The organism is Chryseobacterium sp. CFS15, from assembly GCF_031118795.1.
Taxonomy (GTDB): Bacteria; Bacteroidota; Bacteroidia; order Flavobacteriales; family Weeksellaceae; genus Chryseobacterium; species Chryseobacterium indoltheticum.
Window position 1 is genome coordinate 16,322 of record NZ_JAVHYL010000019.1, and the last position, 22,172, is coordinate 38,493.

Consider the following 22,172-nt stretch of genomic DNA (forward strand, 5'->3'; position numbering starts at 1 on the left):
TTATTTAATTATTTTTTTTGTGTACTCTTTACCTTGTGATAATGCCTTCAAGATATAAACACCTTTAGAAGAAAGCTGTACACGAATTACTTTAGAATTCTCATTAATTGTCTGGATTTTTCTTCCAGCTGCATCAAAGATTTCTACTTTTTCAACATTTTTATCGTTTCTTACAACGAAATCCTGACCGTCTCTGAAAACTTCAAAAGTATCTTTTTTAATTTCTGCAGTTGCCAAAACATTAAGCTTATAAACAATCTCGAATCTATCAGCAGTTTCTCCTGCGTTTGCATTAAATGTATAGGCACTATTCTGAAGGTCTGTGTAGGCACCTGTTATTTTATCATGCAGATAAATTGCCTGTCCGTTATTAAACAATCCTTCTTTCTGTACTAAAGCAATCGTAAAGTTTCCATTTTGGAAATGCTTAAGTCCTACAGGAACTACATCATTGATGTCAAAACTTGCTTTCCCTTGAATAATTAATTTTTGTGAATCTGCTAAGGTATAGAACCCGTCAGAACCCATTCCTATCGCTTTAGAGTCATAATTATCGAATGAGTCTGAAGCCCCGTCTGTATAATCTACTGCAAAAGTATTGTTGGTATTGTATTCAGAATTTAGTCTTAACCAGAATTTACCTTCGGTTGCAGAATTATTTTTATTGAAGAAAGTACCATTTGTAGCACCTCTCATTTCATTATTAAATGTCAAAGAAGTATCAACAGATGTATTTAAAGTTTTAACAATAAATCCCTGACCAATATTTGCAACCGCACCTGTCGGAACAACGGCAGTTCCTCCATTACCATTTGGAGCAGGCACCCAGGTAGGATTTGCACCGTTAGCAGCATTGAATGTAGCATATCCATAATTTGTAGTGGTAGCACCGTTTTGAAGCGTTACATTCGTGCTTTTGTTATCCCAGAAATAAAAAGTACTTGAAATTCTTGCTGCGTTGGCAGTATAAAAAGCACCTAAACTTAAGCTTGAAGGATACGGGTTACCAATTAAGTTAAAACCGTTTCCAGAAGTCGCTAATGTATAAGTCTGCGTTCCGGTATTTGGAGTTCCTTCAAAAACTAAAGCAGCATTGGCAACCGGAGTTTTAATCGAGTAAGCTTTCGCAAATACAGAAGTTGTAGAAGCTGCATTTACATAAGAATCTGTAGCCGTATCATATTCTGTAATAAACGCTGGTGTTCCAGCTGTATACATATTAGTTAAATTCTGATTAACAACAGGTGAAGACCAAAATGCATATTTATTAACTTCGCTTGTTCCGTTTTTCAATGCTTTGAAAGCTCCTGTATAAGATAAAACAGAACCGTCTTTCTGAATTAGGTTACCGCCATCTTCTACCGTTACATCTACAGCTGAAATTGTATTACCAGAAGTAAGTTCTAAAACTCCACCGTTTTTAATAGTGATATTTTTAGCTGTGAAAGATGGCTGTGACGCAGTAGAATAAGAACCTGTAATAATTACATCTTTAGCATCTGGAGCTCCGTTTGACCAAGAAGTTCCATTCCAAATTGTGGTTTCTATTCTTTTGAAAAGTTGCAATTCTTGCTGATTTGTATTTACATAAGCTGTAAATCTATTATCAGAATTTCCTGAAGCCAAATATTTACCATTATTCTCCACTTCCCATTTAGAATTGAGATAACTAAATACCCAAAGAGTGGTCGAAGATGAAGAAGCTTCCCAAGAAGAAGTGCCCCCAGAAGTATTTCCTCGACCTACATATCTCGAAACATTTTCGTTAAAAATTGTTTTAGCATTCCCGTTCGATTCTATCTTCCATACATTTGCTATTGTTGGGTTTACTATAATATTATTAGATTGATTTGAATTATCTTTATTAAAGTATCCTGTTGTATCAGCGCCAACTCTATTGCTAGTCATCAAGAAATCACCATTCTCATTTGTAATAACATAATAACCATCTGTGAGGTCACTTGTTGAAGTAATTTTCTCGAATCTTCCTATACCAGCGTAAGTAACTGGATCGGCAGAAACAGTGACAATTATTTGTTGATTTAGTAAGTTCCAGTCTGCATTCCCTGACTGTGTAGCCGTAATAGTAGTTGATCCCATTCCTACAATTGTAACTGTATTTCCTGAAACACTTGCAGCAGAAGGATTTGAACTAGTATATGATACAGGTAAATTTGCATTCTCTGAATTTAAAGGTAGAGTAAATGACGGACTGCTAAGATATTTTGTTTGATCTGTAAAAGCCGTTAATACTTGGTTACCTTTCGCAATTGTAAAGTCAAAATTGGTATTCGGAGAATCACCTGCAGAATTTGATGCCTTTATCGTTGTATTAAAAACACCAGCCCCAGTTGGTGTTCCTGTAATTTCTCCTGTTGTTGGATTTAGCGTTAATCCTCCAGGTAAAGAACCTGCTACCAAAGAATATGAATTAGGATTCTGCGTTGCACTAATTTGGTGTGAAAAAACAGTCCCCACCGTTCCTGTAAGAGAAGCACCCGTAACTAAAGGTGATGAAGTAGGTGTTATTGTATAAGTCACTTCAAACTTATCTACATAGGTTCTCGTAGATGAACTACTCCCTACATTCCAAAACTCTACTTCGGTTGTGCCATTTATTGAGTTAATTGTATAAGCTCCCAAATTAATAGATAATGAAGTGGAACCAACGGTATTTACCGAATATCTTGCTGGACCAGTTCCTCCTGAGCCTGAAGCATAAACAACAACTTTACTAATGACCGCTCCATTTGTAGGATAAATTTTTATAGAACCACCTTTTGTGGTATTTTGATATAATCTGAGCTGGCCACCACTTATGACAGGATCTACAGTACCACTATTTTTAAAAGATGCAAAACCTATATTTGCATCAATAGACACAGGTGTTGTAGCATTTAGACCAGTAACAGCACCCGTGGCTCCAAAGTTATAAGTAACTGTTGTTTGCCCCCATCCCCACACCGAGAAAAGAGCCATCAAAAACGCATATATCGCTTTTGATTTACATTGTAATTTTAAATCCATAAATTATTTTTTTTTCGTCAGACAAAACTATGTCTTTAAGAAAAACTCAATAAAAACTTAAAATTACGATTACATTAATTTTCAATTATCTGTAAAATATTTTCATATTCAAAGCCTCTGCTTAAGAGATATTTAATAGTTTTTGATTTTTTTTGATAATTCTGCAAACCGCTTAACTTTGAACTATAATTATCATAAATTCTATGAAGTGTCTTTTGGTAATCTTCTTCATCAATTTCATCAAAACAGGTAGAGATTAGTCTATCATTAATCCCTTTTTGCTTTAAATGCATTTTAATTTTTGTTTTCCCCCAGCTTTTTATATAAAATTTTCCTCGAATATAACTTCTGGTAAATCTTTCTTCATTCAAGTAGTTTTCTTTCATCAAGTATAAAAGAATCTCCTCTTTTGCTTCGGGAATTAAAACAAATTCCCGCATTTTTTGCTCAACCTCAGCATGACAACGATCCTGATACACACAATAGTTGACCAGTTTCTGCTTGGTTTCTTCAAATGTAAAAAGCTTTTTATCGGGCTGCATAGTTTGGTTGATAGTTGATAGTTGATAGTTGATAGTTGATAGTTGATAGTTCAAAATTACAATTTGCAAAAAAGAGGCGCAAAATATTTGCACCTCTTTTTATTTTTATATTGAAAAGCCAAAAGCAAATTGCAATCAGCTCAAAGCAACTCTTAATAATTGAATAAAGCTTTACCTTCCATTAATTGGTTTACTTTCTTTCTAGTGTCAGCGATTACTTCTTCATTTTTGATGTTGTCTACTACTTCAGAAATTAATTCTGCAATGGTATTCATATCATCTTCTTTAAGACCTCTAGTTGTGATCGCCGCAGTTCCTAATCTGATACCAGAAGTAGTGAACGGAGATTTATCATCAAACGGAACCATGTTTTTATTACAAGTAATATCCGCTTTTACCAAAGCTTTTTCAGTTTCTTTTCCGTTTACGCCCTTGTTTCTAAGGTCAACCAACATCAGGTGATTGTCTGTTCCGCCACTTACAATATCAAAACCTAAATCTACCATCGCTTTCGATAAAGCCTGAGCATTAGATTTAACCTGTTTTGCATAAGTTAAGAACTTATCGTCTATAGCTTCACCAAAAGCAATTGCTTTACCGGCAATCACGTGCTCCAATGGTCCACCCTGAATTCCTGGGAAAACAGCTCCATCAAGAACCTGGCTCATTTGCTTGATTTCTCCTTTTGGCGTTTTGTGTCCGTACGTATTTTCAAAATCTTTACCCATCATGATCATCCCTCCTCTTGGACCTCTTAAGGTCTTGTGAGTCGTCGTGGTAACAACATGACAGTGTTCGAATGGAGAATTTAATAATCCTTTTGCAACCAAACCTGCAGGATGTGCAATATCTGCCCAAAGTGTCGCACCGATTTCGTCTGCAACCTCTCTGAATTTTGCATAATCTAAATCTCTTGAATACGCCGAGAAACCAGCAATTAGCATTTTTGGTCTTTCTCTCAACGCTACTTCTCTCATTTGGTCGTAATCGATCAAACCAGTTTCCTGCTGTACTCCGTAAGAAACCACGTCATACTGAATTCCTGAAAAGTTCACTGCAGAACCGTGAGTAAGGTGACCTCCCATAGAAAGATCCATTCCCATGATTTTATCACCTGGTTTCAAAACTGCCAAATAAATTGCAGCATTGGCCTGAGAACCAGAATGTGGCTGAACATTTACATAATCAACCCCAAAAAGCTGTTTTGCTCTTTCGATTGCTAAAGTTTCAACCTCATCTACTACTTCACAACCTCCGTAATATCTTTTTCCCGGATATCCTTCTGCATATTTATTCGTCAATACACTTCCCATTGCTTTCATTACATTTTCAGAAACAAAGTTTTCTGAAGCAATAAGCTCTAATCCGTGGGATTGTCTTTCTCTTTCTTTTTCGATAAGGTCAAAAATAATGTCCATTTATTCTTAGATTTTTAGATTTTGAATCCCAAAAATACGGAATTTAGTATAGATTTACGTATTTCTTATAATGATTTTTACACTTAAGTCTTTACTTTTTTAGCCTGCTGTGAATTTTAAATTTTGTCTTTAGGAAATAAGTGAAATCAAAGATTAGACATAGTCAAACGGCTTGTTTATCTTTATACCAATATTTTCTTTAGAATTCTTGGTCTATTGTTGAGTTTCTAATCGCTAAGAAAGACAAAGTTTATTGAGATAGATTTCTTTTTTATGATAAACAAGGGCATTTCATTTAACAGAGAAATACAATAATTTAAATACCAAATACTTAAAAGATATCTTCAAAATGTACAATGTTTTTTAACTTAATTTTAATAGAATTTTCGCTTTAACCATAAACTGGCTCTTACCAATAAAATCAACACCGGAACTTCTACCAAAGGACCTATAACGCCTACGAAAGCTTGTGCAGAATGAGTTCCGAAGACGGAAATGGCAACCGCAATCGCCAATTCAAAATTATTTCCTGTAGCGGTAAACGATATTGAAGCATTTTTATCATAAGAAATATTCATCCATTTATTAATGAAAAAACTTACGAAAAACATCAATACAAAATAGATAACAAGAGGAATTGCTACTTTCAAAACATCTATCGGAAGCTCTACAATTTTATCGCCTTTTAAGCTAAACATCAAAACAATGGTGAATAATAAAGCATACAATGTAATCGGCGAAATCTTTGGTACAAACTTTCGGTTATACCATTCTACACCTTTCAATTTCACTAAAAAATAACGTGTTAAAAATCCTGACAAAAATGGAATCCCAAGATAAATTAAAACACTTTGCGTTACATCTTTCATCGGTACAGAAACATTAAAACTACCCAATCCTAATTTTTGTGGCAAAACATTGATGAATAACCATACAAAAAAGCTGTAAGAAAAAATTTGAAACAAACTGTTCAAAGCGACTAAAAGCGCGGCATATTCCCGGTTTCCTTTCGCTAAATCATTCCAGACGATTACCATTGCAATGCATCTTGCTAAGCCAATCAAGATTAATCCTATCATATAATCCGGTTCATTTTTCAGGAAAATAATGGCTAGAATAAACATTAGAATTGGACCAATAATCCAATTGAGCAGCAATGAAAGTGATAATACTTTCTTATCTTTAAATGCTATTGGCAATAGCGAATAATCTACTTTTGCAAGCGGTGGGTACATCATCAAAATTAAACCGATTGCCAACGGAATATTGGTGCTTCCTACAGATAGCGAGTTGGTAATGGATGAAATATTAGGAAATAAAAAACCTAAACCTACTCCGATTGCCATCGCAAGGAAAATCCAAAGAGTAAGATAACGGTCGAGAAATTTGAGTTTGGGCTGCATGGAATTAATTTTTAACTAAAGAAAAAACATAAAGACATTCCATCGCAATTTGGTTGCTTCTTTCGGTATATTTTTCGTCCTGAAGAATAGAATTGTCGTAAGATTTTGGGTCAAAGTAAGTCGTCCCGATTCTTAAATCACACCCGGGAATAAACGGGCAGTTTTCATCTGCATCTCCGCACGTCATTACTGCCGCAAAATTTTCTTTAGGCAAGGTTTCATCGTCAATGGTTTTTGAAAAACAAAGATTCGATTTATTCTCTCCAAAAATAACTTTGTATTTAGGATTGAGAGTTTCGTCCATTTTTTTTACTTCAAGCCCTGATGAAATCAATGCATTAATAGCATTTTTATTAAAAGATGTCGCTTCTGTACCTGCAGAAAAAGTGTTAACATTAAAACCATAAAAATCGGCAGCGACTTTTGCCCAAACTTGCCCCAAATGACTACGGCGGGAATTATGCGTGCAAACGTATACCAAGTTGATTTCTTTGCCTGAATTTAATTTCTCCTGAATATGACTCGCTAGTTTTTCTAACAGAACTTTTCTTTCAGGATTAATTTCTTTAAAATTTTTGCTGATGATTTCGCAACGTTCTTTAATTTCTTTTTTCATTTCGAATTTAAATTATATTGTTATGCCACGAATACACGAATCCTTCTAATATTCGTGCATTCGTGGCTGGAAAAAATTAACAACATCCACTTCCGGGTTCACAAGAATTACCTGAATCTGAAGTTAATTCTGACAAATTTTTCTTTTGTTTTTCTGAAGAAATTCCGCAAGCATCCTGAGCCAGACAAGCTGTCGTTTTATTTACTAAAACAAAGTGGCTCCCGTTGAACTCTAAATCATATTTTCCTATCGTTTGAGATTGATATTCTACTTCAATTTCTAAATCTTCAATACCTAATTTTTCTTCGGAAAGGTTTATGATATGTAAAAGTTTTATCGGCTTTAGACGGTGTTCAAAATCATCAGCATTCCATAGCTGGAAATTGACTACTCTTTCTGTACGAATCACTCCGCCACAGTCGATAAAGTTTTTGGTAATCTGCCCGACTTCTGTTACGTGAAAATGTTCGGGTACAAAATTTCCGTTTTCCAGCTGAAATTCTACATTTTCTAATAATGGTAAAATTTCTTTAATCTTTGAAAGTTTCATACAAAATATATTAATTAAATACGTATTGTAATATTGCTATATAACGATGATGATAAATAAAAAAATGCCTTTAACAGCATGATTCTGATTGAATGTCCTGAGTAAAAAACAATCCTAATTCAGTTTGCATCGTTTTCCAGACTTCGTCATCAATACAATAGCAAACCGACTTTCCTTCGATAGAGCCTTTGATGATTCCTATATTTTTCAGTTCTTTTAGATGTTGTGAAATAGTAGCCTGCGCCAAACCCAATTCCTCAACCAAATCATTGCAGATGCAAGCTTTTTGGTTGATAATATGTTGCAAAATCGCAATCCTTGCAGGATGACCCAAAACTTTGAAAAGCGTCGCTAATCTGTTTTGTTCTTCACTGAAAATTTCTGTCTTTGTAAGCCCCATATTTCATTTTAATATTGCAATATTACGATAATAAGTTTAATATCGAAAATTTAATTTATCCTTAAATACCGAATCACATTTAATTTGCTTTGTTAAACATTGCCTTTTTAAAATATGCAAGATTATTCTCAAGTCATCAAATTTGGCTGGAATCGTTACAAAATAGTCTTAACTAAATGATATATTTGCATAATCTTAAAATCGAAAATCGTTTAGAGTTATGGGAAAGAAAAAATACAAAAAACACTTACTTAAGTCGTTAAAATCTCTTGGTGAATCTGAACATTTGATTCTTAAAAGCATGACCAACCTTATGCTGCATGGGGAACTTAAGAAAAGCAACATCGAATTTAAAGATGGGGACACCTTCAGTTTCAAAGACAATATTTTTGATTACAGCGAAGATAAAAATGTAAGAAAATTGGCTAAGCTTCGCAGAAAAATGTTGAAAACCGCCAATCAACTGGTGGTTAAAAATAAATTTAAGGATAAAGAAATTAATTTTTTAGGCTAAATTTCATCCAAATAAACTTTATTTGAGAATAATACATCAAAAAAGTCCCAGAAAATCTGGGACTTTTGTTTTATACTAAAAACTTGAATTATTTCTTAGCTTTCTCTTTCAGCTCTTCTTTATCTTTATCGGAAGGGTTCCAAACTTTCACTTCAGAATTCTGATTGATTCCTGAAAGAATCTGTACATTGATTCCGTCGCTTGCACCAAGCTTAACATATACTTTTTTGAATTTGCCGTCTTTCTGTTTTACCTCAACGAAAGGAACGTCTTTACCATTCTTCTTTTCATACTGAATTAAAGATTCATCCAAAAGCAATGCATTTTTCTGAGAACTCATCACAATTTCTCCGTTGGCTGAGAAACCGGCTCTTATGTATTCGTTATTAGGATTGTTTACATCACCTTCTACCGGAAATTTTATCGTTCCGTTAGTATCTTTTCCTTTCGGTGCGATCATTGTCAGCTTTCCTGGAAAAGACTTATTCTGCAAAGCTCCGATTACGATTTTCATATCCATTCCCTGCTTTAGTTTTCCGGCTTGTGCCTCATCAATTTCACCCTGGAAAATCAATGAATTCAAATCTGCAATCGAACATATCGTTGTTCCGGCGTTGAAAGAGTTAGCTTCAATTACCTGGCTTCCTACTTTTACCGGTACTTCAAGAACAGTTCCTGCGGCTTTAGAACGAATTTGCGTTGTTGCCAGACCCTGCAATTCCGGAATAGCTCCTGTTTTTGCAATCTGCAAAGTTTTTTGTGCAGTTACCAATTGTTGGTTTGCATTTCTCAAAGCTTGTTGCTGTGTATATAATTGTTGCTGAGCTGTCAAATATTCCTGTTTTGAAACAACACCTTGCTTAAATAATTTTTCAGACATTGCAAACTGAGTCTGCATATTTGCAACATTCATTTTTGCATTATTAATCTGAAGCTGTGCGTTTTGCACATTTTGTGTTGCGTTATTTACTTCCGCTATATTCGGAACAATTCTTACCGTTGCAATCAATTGTCCGGCTTCTACTCTATCTCCTTCATCTACCAAAATTTTCTCAATAATCCCTGCAATATTCGGCTTAATTTCGATTTCTTCTTTAGGAACGATTTTTCCTGTTGCCATCACTTTGTCTTCCATATTCTGAATAGAAGGTTTCCGTGTAAGAAAAGCCTCACTTTGGGTAGAATTTGATTTTACCACATAGCTGATTCCTGAAAATAATGCTACCGCAAACAAAAGCCCCAAAAATATGTAGATGCCTTTTTTCCAGGTAAATTTCTTTTTCATATATAGTTTATTTTTTTTAATTTATTTAAAATATTGATTGCTGTTTGTTATCTAAATTTTCAAATTTATTCGCTCCTCAATGCTTCGATCGGGCGTATTTTAACGGCTCTCTGTGCAGGTATCATCCCAATAATCAACCCTAAAACAACCATCACCGTCATTGCACTGAATACATTGCTGTAATTGACTGTTGGATTGTAAAATGGAAAATCATCCTGATTTTGAGTTAGCGTATTAAAGATCATCAAAACGAAAATTCCGAAAATAAACCCGAGTAAACCCGAGCTTAATGTAATCACAACACTTTCAAGCAGAATCTGGTTTCTTACTTCTGAAGGTTTTGCGCCTAAAGCTCTTCGGATCCCGATTTCTTTTGTTCTTTCTTTTACTGTGATCAACAAGATATTTGATATTGCAATTACGCCTGCAAGAATAGTTAAAGTTCCTACAATGATGGTTAAAAGCTGCATTCCGGTTAAAAATCCTGTCAGCTTTTTAAATTCTTTTCCAAGGTTAAAACTTCCAAAAGCATTGGTATCTTCAGGAGAAACCTTGTTTTTCTTTTTCAATTCACTCTTCACTTTATCTTCTACATCATTTACGTCTGCATTTGGCTTACTTACAATGGCAAAAACATCTACATTATCGCCGTCGTTATAGATTTTCGTAAACGTGGAAAGTGGGATAAAAACAGTCTGATCATTATCCATTCCGCCACCTCTTTTCACTCTGAATACACCGATTACATTAAAGAATATACCTTTTACATTGATTGATTTCCCAATTGGGTTTTCATTCTTTTTAGAATCAAAAAAGTTTTTATAAACTTCTTCGCCAATGACGGCTACATTTTTATTTTGTGAAACATCGGCATCATTTAGATACCTTCCGTAAATAAGTTTTTTCTCTGAAATTTTATTTCCGATCGGATAATCTCCATTCAGACTATAGGTCGCTGTTTTTCCATTTCTAGACATTTGTTCTCCTGCGCTTCCGAAGTTACCTCGTGAGTTTTTTGGCGAAATATATTCAATTTCATTTATTTTTCGCTGAAGCATATCGACATCCTGAAGTTTCAGATCCATCGCTCTCCCTTTCGGAAAGCCTTCGTAAGGAATCGATGTGTTTTGTGCCCACAGGAAAATAGAATTGGTCGCAAAACCTGAAAATAATTTATCAAAACCATTTTCCATTCCTTTTGCAGAGCCCAGTAAAACAACGTAAAGAAACATTCCCCAGCCCACGCCAATCATGGTAAGAAACGTACGAAGCTTATTATTCTTGAGTGAATAATAAATCTCCTGCCATGTATCTTTTTTAAATAAAATGTTCACTTTTGTTGAGTTATAAGTTATTAATTATGAGTTAAGAGTTAATTCATAATTTCATTTTGAAATTAAATTATTCTGTTCTTAATGCTTCAATTGGTTTAATCTTTGAGGCTCTGTAAGCCGGAACGAAGCCTGCAATTAATCCTGAAATTACCAAAGCAATGAATGCAGCGATAATTTCGTACCAGCCCACGCTTGGATTTTTAATAAAATATTCTTCTAAATTATCTCCTATTAAATGTAAGGCCAAAACGCCCAATCCAACTCCTACGAATCCTGAAACGACCGTTATTACAACGCTTTCCTGGACAATCAAAGCAACAATACTTCCCGGCTTTGCGCCAATTGCTTTTCGCACTCCGATTTCTTTGGTTCTTTCTTTAACGATGTAAACCATGATGTTACTGATTCCGATAATTCCTGCCAATAAAGTTCCCAATCCAATGAACGTTACAATCCCGGTAAGAACCGCCATAAACATGAAAGTTTCATTCATATTTTTAGCATTATTCCAAACACGAATTCCATTTTCATCGTCGGGAGAAACATTTTTTCGGGCTTTAAGACCGTCTTTCAGTTTATCACCATATTTTATTGCCTCTTCAGGAGTTAGATTTTCATTATAAGCAATGTATGCCGTACTTATCGTATCCGAACCTTTTTTCATCTGCTGTAACGTTGTAATAGGAATTGTAATATGTCGCTCATCATTATCTCCTCCATCATCAGAAAATACTCCAATAACCTTGAACATGGTTCCATTAATATCCAAATCTTTACCAACCGGGCTTCCATTTTTTATTAAATCTCGCTGTACCATTCTCCCTATCACTGCAACGTTTTGCTTCCGTACCAAATCCATTGACGAGACGTAACGCCCTTCCAACATTTTTCTGTTTTCGATGTATTTTTCTTCAGGATCGGCTCCGTTGATTTGATAAGAACCACTTTCTTTACCATACTTCACCATCAAATTGGCGGTATATCTCGGGGTTGAATACCCTACTTTTTCTTTATCATTATTTACTAAGAAATCATAATCTTCATTGTTCATCGTCACGGTACGGTCAGATTGCAAACCATTGTAAGCAATCGTTGTTTTCCCTGAATAAATGGTAATCAGGTTTTGAGCATCCCGCGCAAAGCCTTCTGTAAAAGCGTTTTTCAGACCACTTCCAATTCCGAAAAGAACAATAAAAATAAACAGACCCAATGCCACGGTAAAGCCCGAAAGCACCGTTCGCAATACATTACTGCGAATCGAACTGAATATTTCCTGCCAACGATCTAGGTCAAACATAGCTTTTATTTTTAAGAGCCAAGTAAAAAGATAAAAGAGCCGACTTTGGATCTACATCAGATTACTCGATTTTTTCTTGGATTTTTTTTATATTTAAATACAATTTTCTGTTTAAAAAGAACTTAAGCTTTTTATCTTTTTTAAAACTTCATTCTTTTGCCTTTTCACTTGGTTCTTTTAAAGCACAATTTGCTTTATAAACTCATCACTTTCTATAATTCCGTCTCGTAAAATGACGTTTCTTTTGGTCTGAGCAGCAACATCAGGCTCGTGTGTTACAACGATGATCGTTTTTCCTTCACTATTAATGTCCTGAAGAAGTTTCATAATATCATGCGTAGTTTTTGAATCTAATGCTCCGGTTGGTTCATCGGCAAGAATTACTTTTGGATCTGTAATTAATGCTCGTGCAATGGCAACTCTTTGTTTTTGACCACCCGAAAGTTCGTTTGGTAAGTGATTTGCCCATTGTGCCAAGCCTACTTTCTCAAGATATTCTAATGCTTTTTGATTTCTCTCTTTCCTTGAAACATTTTGATAATATAAAGGAAGAGCTACATTTTCTATCGCTGTTTTGTAACCTATCAAATTGAAAGACTGAAACACAAATCCCAAAAATCGTGAGCGGTATTCAGCAGCTTTTACTTCATTTAAATGTTCGATAGGAATACCATCCAACTCGTAAATCCCAGAATCTTTTTCATCCAGAATTCCGATAATATTCAGTAAAGTTGATTTTCCAGAACCCGAACTTCCCATAATAGAGACAAATTCACCCTCAGAAATATTGAGGTTGATTCCTTTGAGAACGTGCAGTTTACTCTTGCCCGTATCGTATGATTTATTGAGATCCTGAATTACTAACATTAAGCTTTGGATGTTTTTATGTCTTATAAGTAGCTACTACAATCATTTTGTTACAAGATTAAAAAATTCTTTTTAATTTACATCTGTTTAATACATTACATTTTGAAATTCAATAAGTTAAAAATTATTGTTTAACCAGAATCATTGTCAGCAATTTGTTTCTGCTGCTTAAGTTCCTCTAATCCAATGGCAAAGGGAGTTTCATGTAAATGTGGAAAACTTTTAAGGTTAAAAGTCAGTCAATTAGTGTTTACCCCTTTTAAAATCAGTCTTCATTCTCTAACTTTGTAGGTAGATTATGAAAGAAAATAGTTGGGATTCAAGATTAATCGATCATTCGATTAACTTTCAAAAAATCAAATACTTATCAATTATATGATTGTATTTTCAGAAATCTATTTATTACAAAACAAAAGACATTACAATTCAATATGGGAATTTTTGATAAAAGAGTAAGCTATAAGCCATTTGAGTATCCTGAGGTTCTTCAGTTTACAGAAGCAATCAACAAATCTTTCTGGGTACACTCGGAAGTAGATTTTACGGCAGACGTTCAGGATTTTCAGTCACAACTTGAGCCTCACGAAAAAAATGCAGTAAAAAATGCACTTTTGGCGATTGCTCAGATTGAAGTTTCGGTAAAGTCATTTTGGGGTAACCTATATCACCACTTACCAAAACCTGAACTGAATGGTTTGGGATCTACATTTGCAGAATGTGAATTCCGTCATTCTGAAGCGTATTCGCGTTTGCTGGAAGTTTTAGGATATAACGAAGAATTTACCCATGTTGTAGAAGTTCCTGCATTGAAGAAAAGAATAGATTTCTTATCAAATGTGCTGAAGCATGCTAATTCTGCAACTCCGAAAGAATATGTTTCGTCTTTGCTTTTATTCAGTATTCTGATTGAGAATGTGTCTTTATTCTCGCAGTTTGCAATTATTTTATCGTTCACAAGATTCAAAGGTTTCATGAAAAATGTTTCCAATATTATCGCCTGGACATCTATCGATGAGCAGATTCACGCGAATGGAGGAATTTACCTGATCAATAAAATCCGTGAGGAGCAACCTGATCTTTTAACTGATTCTGACATTGAAGATATTTACACTTTGGTAGACCAATCGATCGAATTGGAAGGAGAAATTCTTGACTGGATCTTTGAAATGGGTGAACTAGATAAATTCTCAAAACAAGATTTAATTAACTTTATGAAATACCGTGTTGACGAAAGCTTAACCAAGATTAACATGGAAAAACGTTACAACACAACTGCAGAACAGTACAGCCCAATGAAATGGTTTGAAGAGGAAGTTTTCGCAAATTCTATGGATGATTTCTTCGCAAAAAGACCGGTGGATTATACAAAGCATGATAAGAGTATTACGGCGAATGATTTGTTTTAAAATGAAAAGGTAATGGCAAAAACAGATAATTCAAATTCAAATAAAAGTGGTAATTCTTCAAAAAGCAGCACCTCTGAAACAAAAAAGGGTACTGGTGGTACAAGCAAAGCTATAATTGGTATAACCAAACAGCAAACAAGAAGTGGAGGACCAAAGACAACACAATGATGCGATTAAAAATCCTCTAAAAAATCTGTTAGATGATTTTTATGAAGGTACAGCAAAAATTAGTGAGATTTCAAGAAATTTTGCTTTTGCTGGAATCGGTATTATATGGATTTTTAAGAATTCAAAAGTCAACGAACAACTCCTTCCAATTGATTTAATCTTTCCTTTAAAATGCATTATAATTTATTTCATCCTTGACTTTTTTCAATATGTTTGGAGATCTATTAATTGTTATATTATTTATAATTCTACGGAGAAAAAATATGATAAAAAATTAATTGATGATCATGAAATAGGAGATATTAAATTTCAAGATTATATAGAAATAGGAAGTTGGTCTTTTTTCATATTTAAAATTTTATTTTTATTAATTGCATTCGGCTCAATTTATAGCTTTTTAAATATTTAATTTTATAATTCAATAACACGTTAATAGATAAATTAATTTATGTGTATAATTTTGCGAAATTTATTTTTTATAGGAAGCAAAACGAAAATTAGAGTAAAGAAAAACAAAACGTCGTCCTAGCCCTGATTGCAGCGGCATCCTTTTTTGTGATTGCGATGGCAGAAAAGTTAAAGTGATAAATTAACGTTGTTCGCAATCACAAAAAAGATATAGCGGAAAGCAGGTAGAAAATTGAGAAGAAGCACACACAAAATGCTTCTAAATAAAAAATAATGAAAACAAAATTGCTTCATTTCGACAAGCTCAGTGTAAACTCACTGCAACGGAAGACTCTGAAGCAATAAAAAAATATAAAGAATGGAAGAACAAAACAACAATATCTGGTGGCTCAACGAAGAATCTGAGCAAATGCTGAACAGAGGTTACCTTCTGAAAGGGGAAACTGTAGACGGTGCAATCGACAGAATCACCACTGCCGCAGCAAAAAAATTATACAAACCTGAACTGCAGCCGGCTTTCAAGGAGATGATCATGAAAGGATGGATCAGTTTTTCTTCTCCGGTGTGGGCGAATATGGGAACGCAGAGAGGTCTTCCAATCTCTTGTTTCAACGTGCATATTCCGGACAGCATTGAAGGAATTACCCACAAAATGGGTGAGGTGATTATGCAGACTAAAATCGGGGGCGGAACTTCAGGATATTTTGGGGAACTTCGTAACAGAGGAACTGCGGTAACTGATAACGGAAAATCTTCTGGTGCGGTTTCTTTCATGAAGCTGTTTGACACGTCTATGGATGTGGTTTCTCAGGGCGGTGTAAGAAGAGGCGCTTTTGCAGCGTATCTTGATGTTGACCACGGTGATATTGAAGAGTTTTTATCAATTAAAGACATTGGAAGTCCGATTCAGAACCTATTTACAGGAATCTGCGTACCGGACTACTGGATGCAGGATATGATCGACGGAGATGCCGATAAGCGTAAAATCTGGGCGAGAGTTTTGGAAAGCCGTCAGCAAAAAGGTCTTCCTTATATTTTCTTTACCGATAACGTGAACAGAAACAAACCTCAGGTTTATAAAGATCTTGGATTGACCATCAATGCGAGTAATCTTTGTTCGGAAATCATGCTTCCGTCTACAAGACAGGAATCTTTCATCTGTTGTCTTTCTTCTATGAACTTAGAATTATATGACGAGTGGAAAGATACCAACGCAGTACAGTTGGCGATCTATTTCCTTGACGCTGTTTTGTCTGAATTTATCGAGAAAACGGAAGGAAATTATTATCTTCAGGGAGCAAGAGACTTCGCATTGCGTCACAGAGCGCTTGGTTTGGGAGTTTTGGGTTACCATTCTTATCTTCAGAAAAACATGATTCCTTTTGAGAGTTTTGAGGCAACACAGTTTAATGCAAGAGCTTTCAAACACATCAGAGCTCAGGCTGATATTGCATCTAAAGAATTAGCAAACATCTATGGAGAACCTGAATTATTGAAAGGTTACGGTATGAGAAATACAACGGTAATGGCGATTGCTCCTACCACTTCAAGTTCTGCGATTTTGGGACAGACTTCGCCGGGAATTGAGCCTTTTGCATCAAATTACTACAAAGCTGGTTTGGCGAAAGGAAACTTCATGCGTAAGAATAAATATCTTGCTAAATTACTGGAAGAAAAAGGTCTTGACAACGAAGAAACGTGGAGAACAATTATGCTAAACCATGGTTCTGTTCAACACCTGACTGAACTGACTGATGAAGAAAAAGCAGTATTCAAAACCTTCAAAGAAATTTCTCCGATGGAGATTATTTCTCAGGCTGCACAAAGACAGCAATACATTGATCAGGCTCAGTCTCTGAACTTGCAGATTCCTTCAACAATGCCTGTAAAAGACGTAAATTACCTTTACATCGAAGCTTGGAAGAAAGGTGTAAAAACTTTGTATTACCAAAGAAGTTCGTCTGTTTCTAAGGAAATGATGGTGAATTTTGTGAGCTGTTCGGCTTGTGAAGCTTAATTGAAGAGTCAAGTAAAAAGTTTAAAGAGCCAAGTTTTGGCTGTGAATATTGAAACCGCGGAAATTTTTTCTGCGGTTTTTATTTAAAACAAAAAAGTAAAATAAACTTTACTTATTGTAAAATATTCTTTACATTTGTTTTATTAAAAATTAGTAACATGAATACATTACAACTTTTTCCTCACCATTTTAAGATGATCGGTTGGTTTATTTTTATCCCGTCATTAATTCTTGGATTAATTTCTCTATCTGGAGTCATGAACTTTGAAATTTCTCTGCCAGTCATTTATAATTCAGGATTTTTGAATAATGAAGACCAAGGTTTTCTGCAAACCGCAAACATTGATTTATTCCCCAATTTATTTGGAGTTTTAATTATCATTGGCGGAATTTTGGTCGGATTTTCCAAAGAAAAAATTGAAGATGAGTATATTTCGAGTCTACGCTTAAAGTCCGTTTTCTGGAGTTTGATTGCAACCTATTCTATTGTTCTTATTTTATTTATATCCATTTTTGGAACCCTCTTTTTCACAGCAATGATCTTCAGTATGTTCTTACCTTTGGTTTTGTATGTTTTCAGATTTAATTATCTATTACTTAAAAAATGAAAAATAAAATTAAACTCGAAAGAGCCATAAAAAATATCACACAGGAAGATTTAGCAAAAAAAATCGGAGTTTCTAGACAAACGATTAATGCCATGGAAGCCGGAAAATATGTTCCATCGACGGTTTTAGCATTGAAAATTGCGAAATATTTTGATAAGAAAGTGGAAGATATTTTTGAGTTAGAAGATGGGGAATGAAATTGTTTTACTAAATCGAAATTTGGTTAGAGAAATTTGTTGCCCCGGCCCTAAAGGGAGCAAATTTCACATCGAGCTTAGTTTACACTAAATATTTACCTTCATAAATACTCCATCTTTCCAACTTTTAACTAACGTTTGTATTTCCTAAAATCTAAAATCCCTCCCCTGAGGGTTGGGGAAAATGATTTTGATTTCTGTAGAGAAATTTGTTGCCCCAGCCCTAAAGGGAGAAAATTTCATATCACATTTATTTTTCACTCAAATATTTTTATCACAAATAATCTGCATCATTTCAACTTTTAACGAACGTTTGTATTTCCTAAAATCTAAAATCACTCCCTTTAGGGTTGGGGAAAATGATTTTTGATTTCTGCAGAGAAATTTGTTGCCACGACCCTAAAGGGAGCAGATTGTGATTTGTCGAAAATTTATTAGCTTTAATAAAAACACAAATGAAAAAATTAAAACCTAATTACGATGATGGAATGTGGAAAGGCGCTCCATCAAGTTCGTTTTTAAAAGCACAATCTTTACGAAATAATGAAACTAAAGCAGAGAAAATTCTATGGGAAAAACTTAGAAGCAATCAGCTGAAAGGTCATAAATTCAGGAGGCAGCACCCAATTAGTCTATTTATCGCTGACTTTTATTGTCATCAATTAAAACTAATTATTGAGGTCGACGGAGAATACCATAATCCTCCGGAACAGATTAAAAAAGACGATGAGAGAACTCAAAGTTTACAAGATAATGGGATGAAAATTATCCGCTTTACTAATTGTGAAATTGAAAACAACATAGGAAAAGTAATCACTCAGATCGGTTTAATAATAGATGCAATTATACTTGAAAAGAATCCCAAGTAATTTTCTAACAATTTTAATTATCTTTGTTTAAAGCATCATTCAATAATCCTTAAAACCTCAATCTATGAAATTCGGACAAGTAGAAGATCCTTCAAAAATCGATTTTACGTTACCAAAAGACCATTCAAGAACTAAAGAAATTTTAAAGCAAAATAAAAAAGGACTTGAAAATATATCAATTGGTTGCGCAAAATGGAATAAAACTGATCTTAAAGGCTTTTATCCGAAAGGAACAAAGGACGAATTGACATATTACGCCACACAGTTCAACTCTATCGAGCTGAATGCTACTTTCTACGGAATGCCAAGCTCTGAACAGGTTTTGACATGGAAAGAAAAAACACCGGCTAATTTTAAGTTTTTCCCAAAGATTACCAATACGGTTTCCCATTTTAGAAGGCTTCTGAATATTGATGATGTAGTTACACAGTTTGCAACGGCTGTCTTGAATTTTGATGAAAAATTGGGAACGGTTTTTCTACAGCTTCATGATAATTTTAAACCAAAAGATTACGAAAGACTAGAACAGTTTGTAAATAAATGGCCCAAAGAAGTTCCTTTAGCAATAGAACTCAGAAATACGGAATGGTTTACTGATGAAGAGATTTTTGATAAAACATGTGAGCTTTTTGAGCAACATAATATAACCAATATTATCGTAGATACTGCCGGAAGAAGAGATATGCTTCACATGCGACTAACGACTCCAAATGCATTCATCAGATATGTGGGTGCCAACGATGAAAGTGATTACCAAAGATTAGACGATTGGTTGAAACATCTTACAAAATGGAAAAAAGAAGGTCTTCAGAATCTGTATTTTTTCGTTCATCAAAACATTGAGAAAGCATCACCGCTTCTTTCAGCTTATTTTATTGAAAATCTAAACAAAGAATGGAAAACTGATCTGCTGATTCCTAAAATGGGGCAGGAAAATATGCCTAGTTTATTTTAGAATTATTTCTTTTTTACCAATAAAACAAAATTTAGAAACAGTAAAAGAAAACAAAGCGTTACCCAAATTCCCATCAGCATATTTTGGTAATTGTCTTCCTCTATTTCCTTTTTTGCTATAGCAGAAAGCTTTTCGCTTTGGTTGATATAATTTTGCACCTCAATCATCTGATCCATATTTTTATTGGGAACAGAATGCTGGGAAAAGTAAACCAGATTTTTTTTTCCCAAATACCCGGCAATCCAGTATTCATCGGATTTGGTCATCTTTAAATATTCTATTCTGTAATATTCGGGACGTATTTTTCCGATATGCTTGGTTTCTAAAGGTGTATTTTTATCAAGATTATTTAGATTGATGACATAAAAATCTAAAGGCTGCGGAAGTTTGTTAATTACCTGTAACGACAGCGAGTTGCTTACGACTCCTATCACAGATTTTTTGATAAACCAATACGTAAAAACCGAGACCGCAAAAACCACACTTGCAATCCTGAAAAGTTTAGCCAGCTGACCTAACTTTCCTCTTTTCAGCTTTGAAAAAAAAAGTGAGAAAACAAGCGAAAGAAAAATAACAAAAATGATAAATCCCATAAGTGCAAAGATACTTATTTAAAGATTGTTGCTGAGGTTCTTAATCCACATTCCACTCTTTCATAAACTGGTCGAGGAAAGTCAGCATAAACTGATGTCTTTCTTCGGCTATTTTTTTGCCTTCATTCGTATTCATCAAATCTTTTAACAGCAGAAGCTTTTCGTAGAAATGATTAATCGTTGTTCCGTTTGATTTTTTATATTCTTCTTTAGACATATTCAGTTTTGGCTGAATATCGGGATGGTACATCAGATTATTTTTAAAACCACCAAAATTAAAAGTTCTCGCAACACCAATGGCACCGATCGCATCGATTCTGTCGGCATCCTGTACAATTTTAAGTTCAATCGGTAAATCAGCGGGAACTTCATTTCTATTTTTAAATGAAATATTCTGAATTATAAATAAAACCTGCTGAATAATTTCTTCTTCAGCATTCTGACTTTCTAAAAATTCTCTTGAAATTTTTAAGGCGACAGTTTCGTCTCCATTATGAAATTTAGGATCGGCAATATCGTGCAATAAAGCAGAAAGTTCAACAACCTCAAGATTACAATCTTCGGCCTGAGCAATTTTCTTTGATAGTTTCCAGACTCTTTCAATATGAAACCAGTCGTGACCTGCTTCTGCGCCTTCCAGTTTCTCTTTTACAAACTGTATTGTGTTTTGTATGATGTTCATTTTTGAATTTTGATATAATTTATTTTTAAACCACCCCGTCAAAAATTCTTTCGAATTTTATCCACTCCTCCAGAAGATGGGAATTTTAATTGCCTAATTTTTAATTTCATTCAGAATAGTATTCCAAAGTTTTTTATTGTAGCTTCTGAAAAAATTGACATGTCCTATTTCACCTTTTTCTGATTCTGAAGTCTGTAAAAATCTATAATTAGGTTTCAGGTTTGGATAAACATCATTAAGGAGACTTTTCACTCCTTTATCGGTTAACCAAACATCATCTTCAGCATATAATACCAATACTTTTTGGTTTAATTCTTTTGAATAATCATTCGTTTTAAGCAATAATTTTCCGGTAGATTTCCGGTTCAAAATTAAGGTTCTCCAATCATAAGCGCAATTTTTTGGAAGACTTTCTCCCAAACCAAACCAATGTGCTGGGAAATAACCAAATAGCTCGGTAAAAAAAGGCTGAGCAAATCCGAAACCTAAAAAAGCTTCCAATTTCGTCTTCCATTTCAGGTTTCCAATAAAAGCATTTTGGGTAGCTACGAAAATAAATTTGTCAAATACTTTAGAATTTTCATTCATCCCGATAATTAGGGCACCGACAGAATGCCCGAGGCAGAACTTCTGATAATCTGGAAAATTTTCTATCACAAATTCTGTGAGCCTTTTAAAATCTTCATTTCCCCAGGTTCGCATTGAGGCTTTGAAATTTCTCATTTTTTCAGGTTTTGACAATCCGATTCCTCGGTAATCATAAGTAATAACAGTGAACCCCTGTTCTGCAAAAAACTGAGCAAAAGAAAAGTAAACCTGCTGCTTTACACCCGTTGCAGAATTAATGAGAATAATTTTCTCATTCGATTTTTCTGGTTTAAAAATATGTGCACTAAGTTGATATTGATCTTTTGTACTGATTATCAGTTTTTCCATAGTATGTAATAAAAAATCCACATCAAATGTGGAAATTTTAGTTTTATAAATCTCTATTTAAAAGAGTTTTCAATATGCAT

General features: G+C 34.3%; 23 protein-coding genes. 9 read left to right on the forward strand and 14 right to left on the reverse strand.

Annotated elements, in window-relative coordinates:
• From OH814_RS19995 to OH814_RS20025, 7 genes are all read right to left on the reverse strand, one after another.
• Window positions 1–3,027, reverse strand: coding sequence for a putative Ig domain-containing protein (locus OH814_RS19995; protein WP_308829387.1), 3,027 nt, complete (start codon window positions 3,025–3,027; stop codon window positions 1–3).
• Window positions 3,028–3,101: 74 nt separating this feature from the next.
• Complete coding sequence (locus OH814_RS20000; protein ID WP_123887567.1) at window positions 3,102–3,569, reverse strand: regulatory protein RecX; 468 nt, start codon at window positions 3,567–3,569, stop codon at window positions 3,102–3,104.
• A gap of 152 nt (window positions 3,570–3,721) precedes the next feature.
• A complete protein-coding gene (gene glyA, locus OH814_RS20005) occupies window positions 3,722–4,987 on the reverse strand; it encodes a serine hydroxymethyltransferase (RefSeq protein ID WP_308829388.1) in 1,266 nt (421 codons plus the stop codon).
• 374 nt (window positions 4,988–5,361) lie between these two features.
• Window positions 5,362–6,390 (reverse strand): ACR3 family arsenite efflux transporter, encoded by a 1,029-nt coding sequence (gene arsB, locus OH814_RS20010; RefSeq protein WP_308829389.1) that lies wholly within the window; start codon window positions 6,388–6,390, stop codon window positions 5,362–5,364.
• A gap of 4 nt (window positions 6,391–6,394) precedes the next feature.
• Complete coding sequence (locus tag OH814_RS20015) at window positions 6,395–7,006, reverse strand: protein-tyrosine-phosphatase (RefSeq protein ID WP_308829390.1); 612 nt, start codon at window positions 7,004–7,006, stop codon at window positions 6,395–6,397.
• A gap of 76 nt (window positions 7,007–7,082) precedes the next feature.
• On the reverse strand, window positions 7,083–7,556 hold the full coding sequence (locus tag OH814_RS20020; RefSeq protein ID WP_308829391.1) for a DUF6428 family protein: 474 nt from the start codon (window positions 7,554–7,556) through the stop codon (window positions 7,083–7,085).
• A 70-nt stretch (window positions 7,557–7,626) separates the two neighbouring features.
• Window positions 7,627–7,956, reverse strand: a complete 330-nt coding sequence (locus tag OH814_RS20025) for a metalloregulator ArsR/SmtB family transcription factor (RefSeq protein WP_308829392.1) — start codon at window positions 7,954–7,956, stop codon at window positions 7,627–7,629.
• A 220-nt stretch (window positions 7,957–8,176) separates the two neighbouring features.
• Between OH814_RS20025 and OH814_RS20030 the strand changes: the two genes are divergently transcribed.
• Window positions 8,177–8,470 (forward strand): hypothetical protein, encoded by a 294-nt coding sequence (locus OH814_RS20030; protein ID WP_076562130.1) that lies wholly within the window; start codon window positions 8,177–8,179, stop codon window positions 8,468–8,470.
• Window positions 8,471–8,558: 88 nt separating this feature from the next.
• On the opposite strand, the gene OH814_RS20035 is transcribed toward OH814_RS20030, so the two are convergent.
• The 4 genes from OH814_RS20035 to OH814_RS20050 form a co-directional block, all read right to left on the reverse strand.
• Entirely contained in the window at window positions 8,559–9,755 is a 1,197-nt protein-coding gene (locus tag OH814_RS20035) for an efflux RND transporter periplasmic adaptor subunit (protein ID WP_115621517.1), read from the reverse strand.
• 65 nt (window positions 9,756–9,820) lie between these two features.
• Window positions 9,821–11,089, reverse strand: coding sequence for an ABC transporter permease (locus tag OH814_RS20040; RefSeq protein WP_076562133.1), 1,269 nt, complete (start codon window positions 11,087–11,089; stop codon window positions 9,821–9,823).
• 67 nt (window positions 11,090–11,156) lie between these two features.
• Window positions 11,157–12,386, reverse strand: coding sequence for an ABC transporter permease (locus OH814_RS20045; protein ID WP_076562134.1), 1,230 nt, complete (start codon window positions 12,384–12,386; stop codon window positions 11,157–11,159).
• 177 nt (window positions 12,387–12,563) lie between these two features.
• The gene (locus tag OH814_RS20050; RefSeq protein WP_076562136.1) at window positions 12,564–13,253 is read right to left on the reverse strand and encodes an ABC transporter ATP-binding protein; all 690 of its coding nucleotides are present in this window, start codon (window positions 13,251–13,253) and stop codon (window positions 12,564–12,566) included.
• Window positions 13,254–13,684: 431 nt separating this feature from the next.
• Between OH814_RS20050 and OH814_RS20055 the strand changes: the two genes are divergently transcribed.
• From OH814_RS20055 to OH814_RS20090, 8 genes are all read left to right on the forward strand, one after another.
• The gene (locus tag OH814_RS20055; protein ID WP_047442389.1) at window positions 13,685–14,659 is read left to right on the forward strand and encodes a ribonucleotide-diphosphate reductase subunit beta; all 975 of its coding nucleotides are present in this window, start codon (window positions 13,685–13,687) and stop codon (window positions 14,657–14,659) included.
• Window positions 14,660–14,671: 12 nt separating this feature from the next.
• A complete protein-coding gene (locus tag OH814_RS20060) occupies window positions 14,672–14,827 on the forward strand; it encodes a hypothetical protein (protein ID WP_308829393.1) in 156 nt (51 codons plus the stop codon).
• The gene (locus OH814_RS20065; RefSeq protein WP_308829394.1) at window positions 14,802–15,236 is read left to right on the forward strand and encodes a hypothetical protein; all 435 of its coding nucleotides are present in this window, start codon (window positions 14,802–14,804) and stop codon (window positions 15,234–15,236) included. The genes OH814_RS20060 and OH814_RS20065 overlap by 26 nt, the downstream gene beginning before the upstream one ends.
• A gap of 357 nt (window positions 15,237–15,593) precedes the next feature.
• Window positions 15,594–17,252, forward strand: coding sequence for a ribonucleoside-diphosphate reductase subunit alpha (locus tag OH814_RS20070; RefSeq protein ID WP_076562137.1), 1,659 nt, complete (start codon window positions 15,594–15,596; stop codon window positions 17,250–17,252).
• A 158-nt stretch (window positions 17,253–17,410) separates the two neighbouring features.
• Window positions 17,411–17,860: a hypothetical protein gene (locus OH814_RS20075; protein ID WP_115621514.1), complete on the forward strand. Its 450-nt coding sequence runs from the start codon at window positions 17,411–17,413 to the stop codon at window positions 17,858–17,860.
• Complete coding sequence (locus OH814_RS20080) at window positions 17,857–18,057, forward strand: helix-turn-helix transcriptional regulator (RefSeq protein WP_076562139.1); 201 nt, start codon at window positions 17,857–17,859, stop codon at window positions 18,055–18,057. The genes OH814_RS20075 and OH814_RS20080 overlap by 4 nt, the downstream gene beginning before the upstream one ends.
• Before the next feature lie 455 nt (window positions 18,058–18,512).
• Window positions 18,513–18,926 (forward strand): DUF559 domain-containing protein, encoded by a 414-nt coding sequence (locus OH814_RS20085; RefSeq protein ID WP_308829395.1) that lies wholly within the window; start codon window positions 18,513–18,515, stop codon window positions 18,924–18,926.
• A gap of 64 nt (window positions 18,927–18,990) precedes the next feature.
• Window positions 18,991–19,881 (forward strand): DUF72 domain-containing protein, encoded by an 891-nt coding sequence (locus tag OH814_RS20090; protein ID WP_308829396.1) that lies wholly within the window; start codon window positions 18,991–18,993, stop codon window positions 19,879–19,881.
• Window positions 19,882–19,883: 2 nt separating this feature from the next.
• Here OH814_RS20090 and OH814_RS20095 read toward each other — a convergent pair whose 3' ends face one another.
• From OH814_RS20095 to OH814_RS20105, 3 genes are all read right to left on the reverse strand, one after another.
• Entirely contained in the window at window positions 19,884–20,474 is a 591-nt protein-coding gene (locus OH814_RS20095) for a hypothetical protein (RefSeq protein WP_201133563.1), read from the reverse strand.
• Between the two features lie 40 nt (window positions 20,475–20,514).
• The gene (locus tag OH814_RS20100; RefSeq protein WP_308829397.1) at window positions 20,515–21,156 is read right to left on the reverse strand and encodes an HD domain-containing protein; all 642 of its coding nucleotides are present in this window, start codon (window positions 21,154–21,156) and stop codon (window positions 20,515–20,517) included.
• Between the two features lie 93 nt (window positions 21,157–21,249).
• Window positions 21,250–22,092 (reverse strand): alpha/beta fold hydrolase, encoded by an 843-nt coding sequence (locus OH814_RS20105; RefSeq protein ID WP_308829398.1) that lies wholly within the window; start codon window positions 22,090–22,092, stop codon window positions 21,250–21,252.
• Between the last annotated feature and the right edge of the window lie 80 nt (window positions 22,093–22,172).

Bases quoted from the DNA above. Each gene is read 5' to 3' on its own strand.
- OH814_RS20090 (WP_308829396.1), top strand. From the start codon at position 18,991: ATGAAATTCGGACAAGTAGAAGATCCTTCAAAAATCGATTTTACGTTA.
- OH814_RS20060 (WP_308829393.1), top strand. From the start codon at position 14,672: ATGGCAAAAACAGATAATTCAAATTCAAATAAAAGTGGTAATTCTTCA.
- OH814_RS20080 (WP_076562139.1), top strand. From the start codon at position 17,857: ATGAAAAATAAAATTAAACTCGAAAGAGCCATAAAAAATATCACACAG.
- OH814_RS20075 (WP_115621514.1), top strand. From the start codon at position 17,411: ATGAATACATTACAACTTTTTCCTCACCATTTTAAGATGATCGGTTGG.
- OH814_RS20030 (WP_076562130.1), top strand. From the start codon at position 8,177: ATGGGAAAGAAAAAATACAAAAAACACTTACTTAAGTCGTTAAAATCT.
- OH814_RS20070 (WP_076562137.1), top strand. From the start codon at position 15,594: ATGGAAGAACAAAACAACAATATCTGGTGGCTCAACGAAGAATCTGAG.
- OH814_RS20095 (WP_201133563.1), bottom strand. From the start codon at position 20,474: ATGGGATTTATCATTTTTGTTATTTTTCTTTCGCTTGTTTTCTCACTT.
- OH814_RS20045 (WP_076562134.1), bottom strand. From the start codon at position 12,386: ATGTTTGACCTAGATCGTTGGCAGGAAATATTCAGTTCGATTCGCAGT.
- OH814_RS20015 (WP_308829390.1), bottom strand. From the start codon at position 7,006: ATGAAAAAAGAAATTAAAGAACGTTGCGAAATCATCAGCAAAAATTTT.
- OH814_RS20100 (WP_308829397.1), bottom strand. From the start codon at position 21,156: ATGAACATCATACAAAACACAATACAGTTTGTAAAAGAGAAACTGGAA.
- OH814_RS20055 (WP_047442389.1), top strand. From the start codon at position 13,685: ATGGGAATTTTTGATAAAAGAGTAAGCTATAAGCCATTTGAGTATCCT.
- OH814_RS20085 (WP_308829395.1), top strand. From the start codon at position 18,513: ATGAAAAAATTAAAACCTAATTACGATGATGGAATGTGGAAAGGCGCT.
- glyA (WP_308829388.1), bottom strand. From the start codon at position 4,987: ATGGACATTATTTTTGACCTTATCGAAAAAGAAAGAGAAAGACAATCC.
- OH814_RS20020 (WP_308829391.1), bottom strand. From the start codon at position 7,556: ATGAAACTTTCAAAGATTAAAGAAATTTTACCATTATTAGAAAATGTA.
- OH814_RS20105 (WP_308829398.1), bottom strand. From the start codon at position 22,092: ATGGAAAAACTGATAATCAGTACAAAAGATCAATATCAACTTAGTGCA.
- OH814_RS20025 (WP_308829392.1), bottom strand. From the start codon at position 7,956: ATGGGGCTTACAAAGACAGAAATTTTCAGTGAAGAACAAAACAGATTA.
- OH814_RS19995 (WP_308829387.1), bottom strand. From the start codon at position 3,027: ATGGATTTAAAATTACAATGTAAATCAAAAGCGATATATGCGTTTTTG.
- OH814_RS20050 (WP_076562136.1), bottom strand. From the start codon at position 13,253: ATGTTAGTAATTCAGGATCTCAATAAATCATACGATACGGGCAAGAGT.
- OH814_RS20000 (WP_123887567.1), bottom strand. From the start codon at position 3,569: ATGCAGCCCGATAAAAAGCTTTTTACATTTGAAGAAACCAAGCAGAAA.
- arsB (WP_308829389.1), bottom strand. From the start codon at position 6,390: ATGCAGCCCAAACTCAAATTTCTCGACCGTTATCTTACTCTTTGGATT.
- OH814_RS20035 (WP_115621517.1), bottom strand. From the start codon at position 9,755: ATGAAAAAGAAATTTACCTGGAAAAAAGGCATCTACATATTTTTGGGG.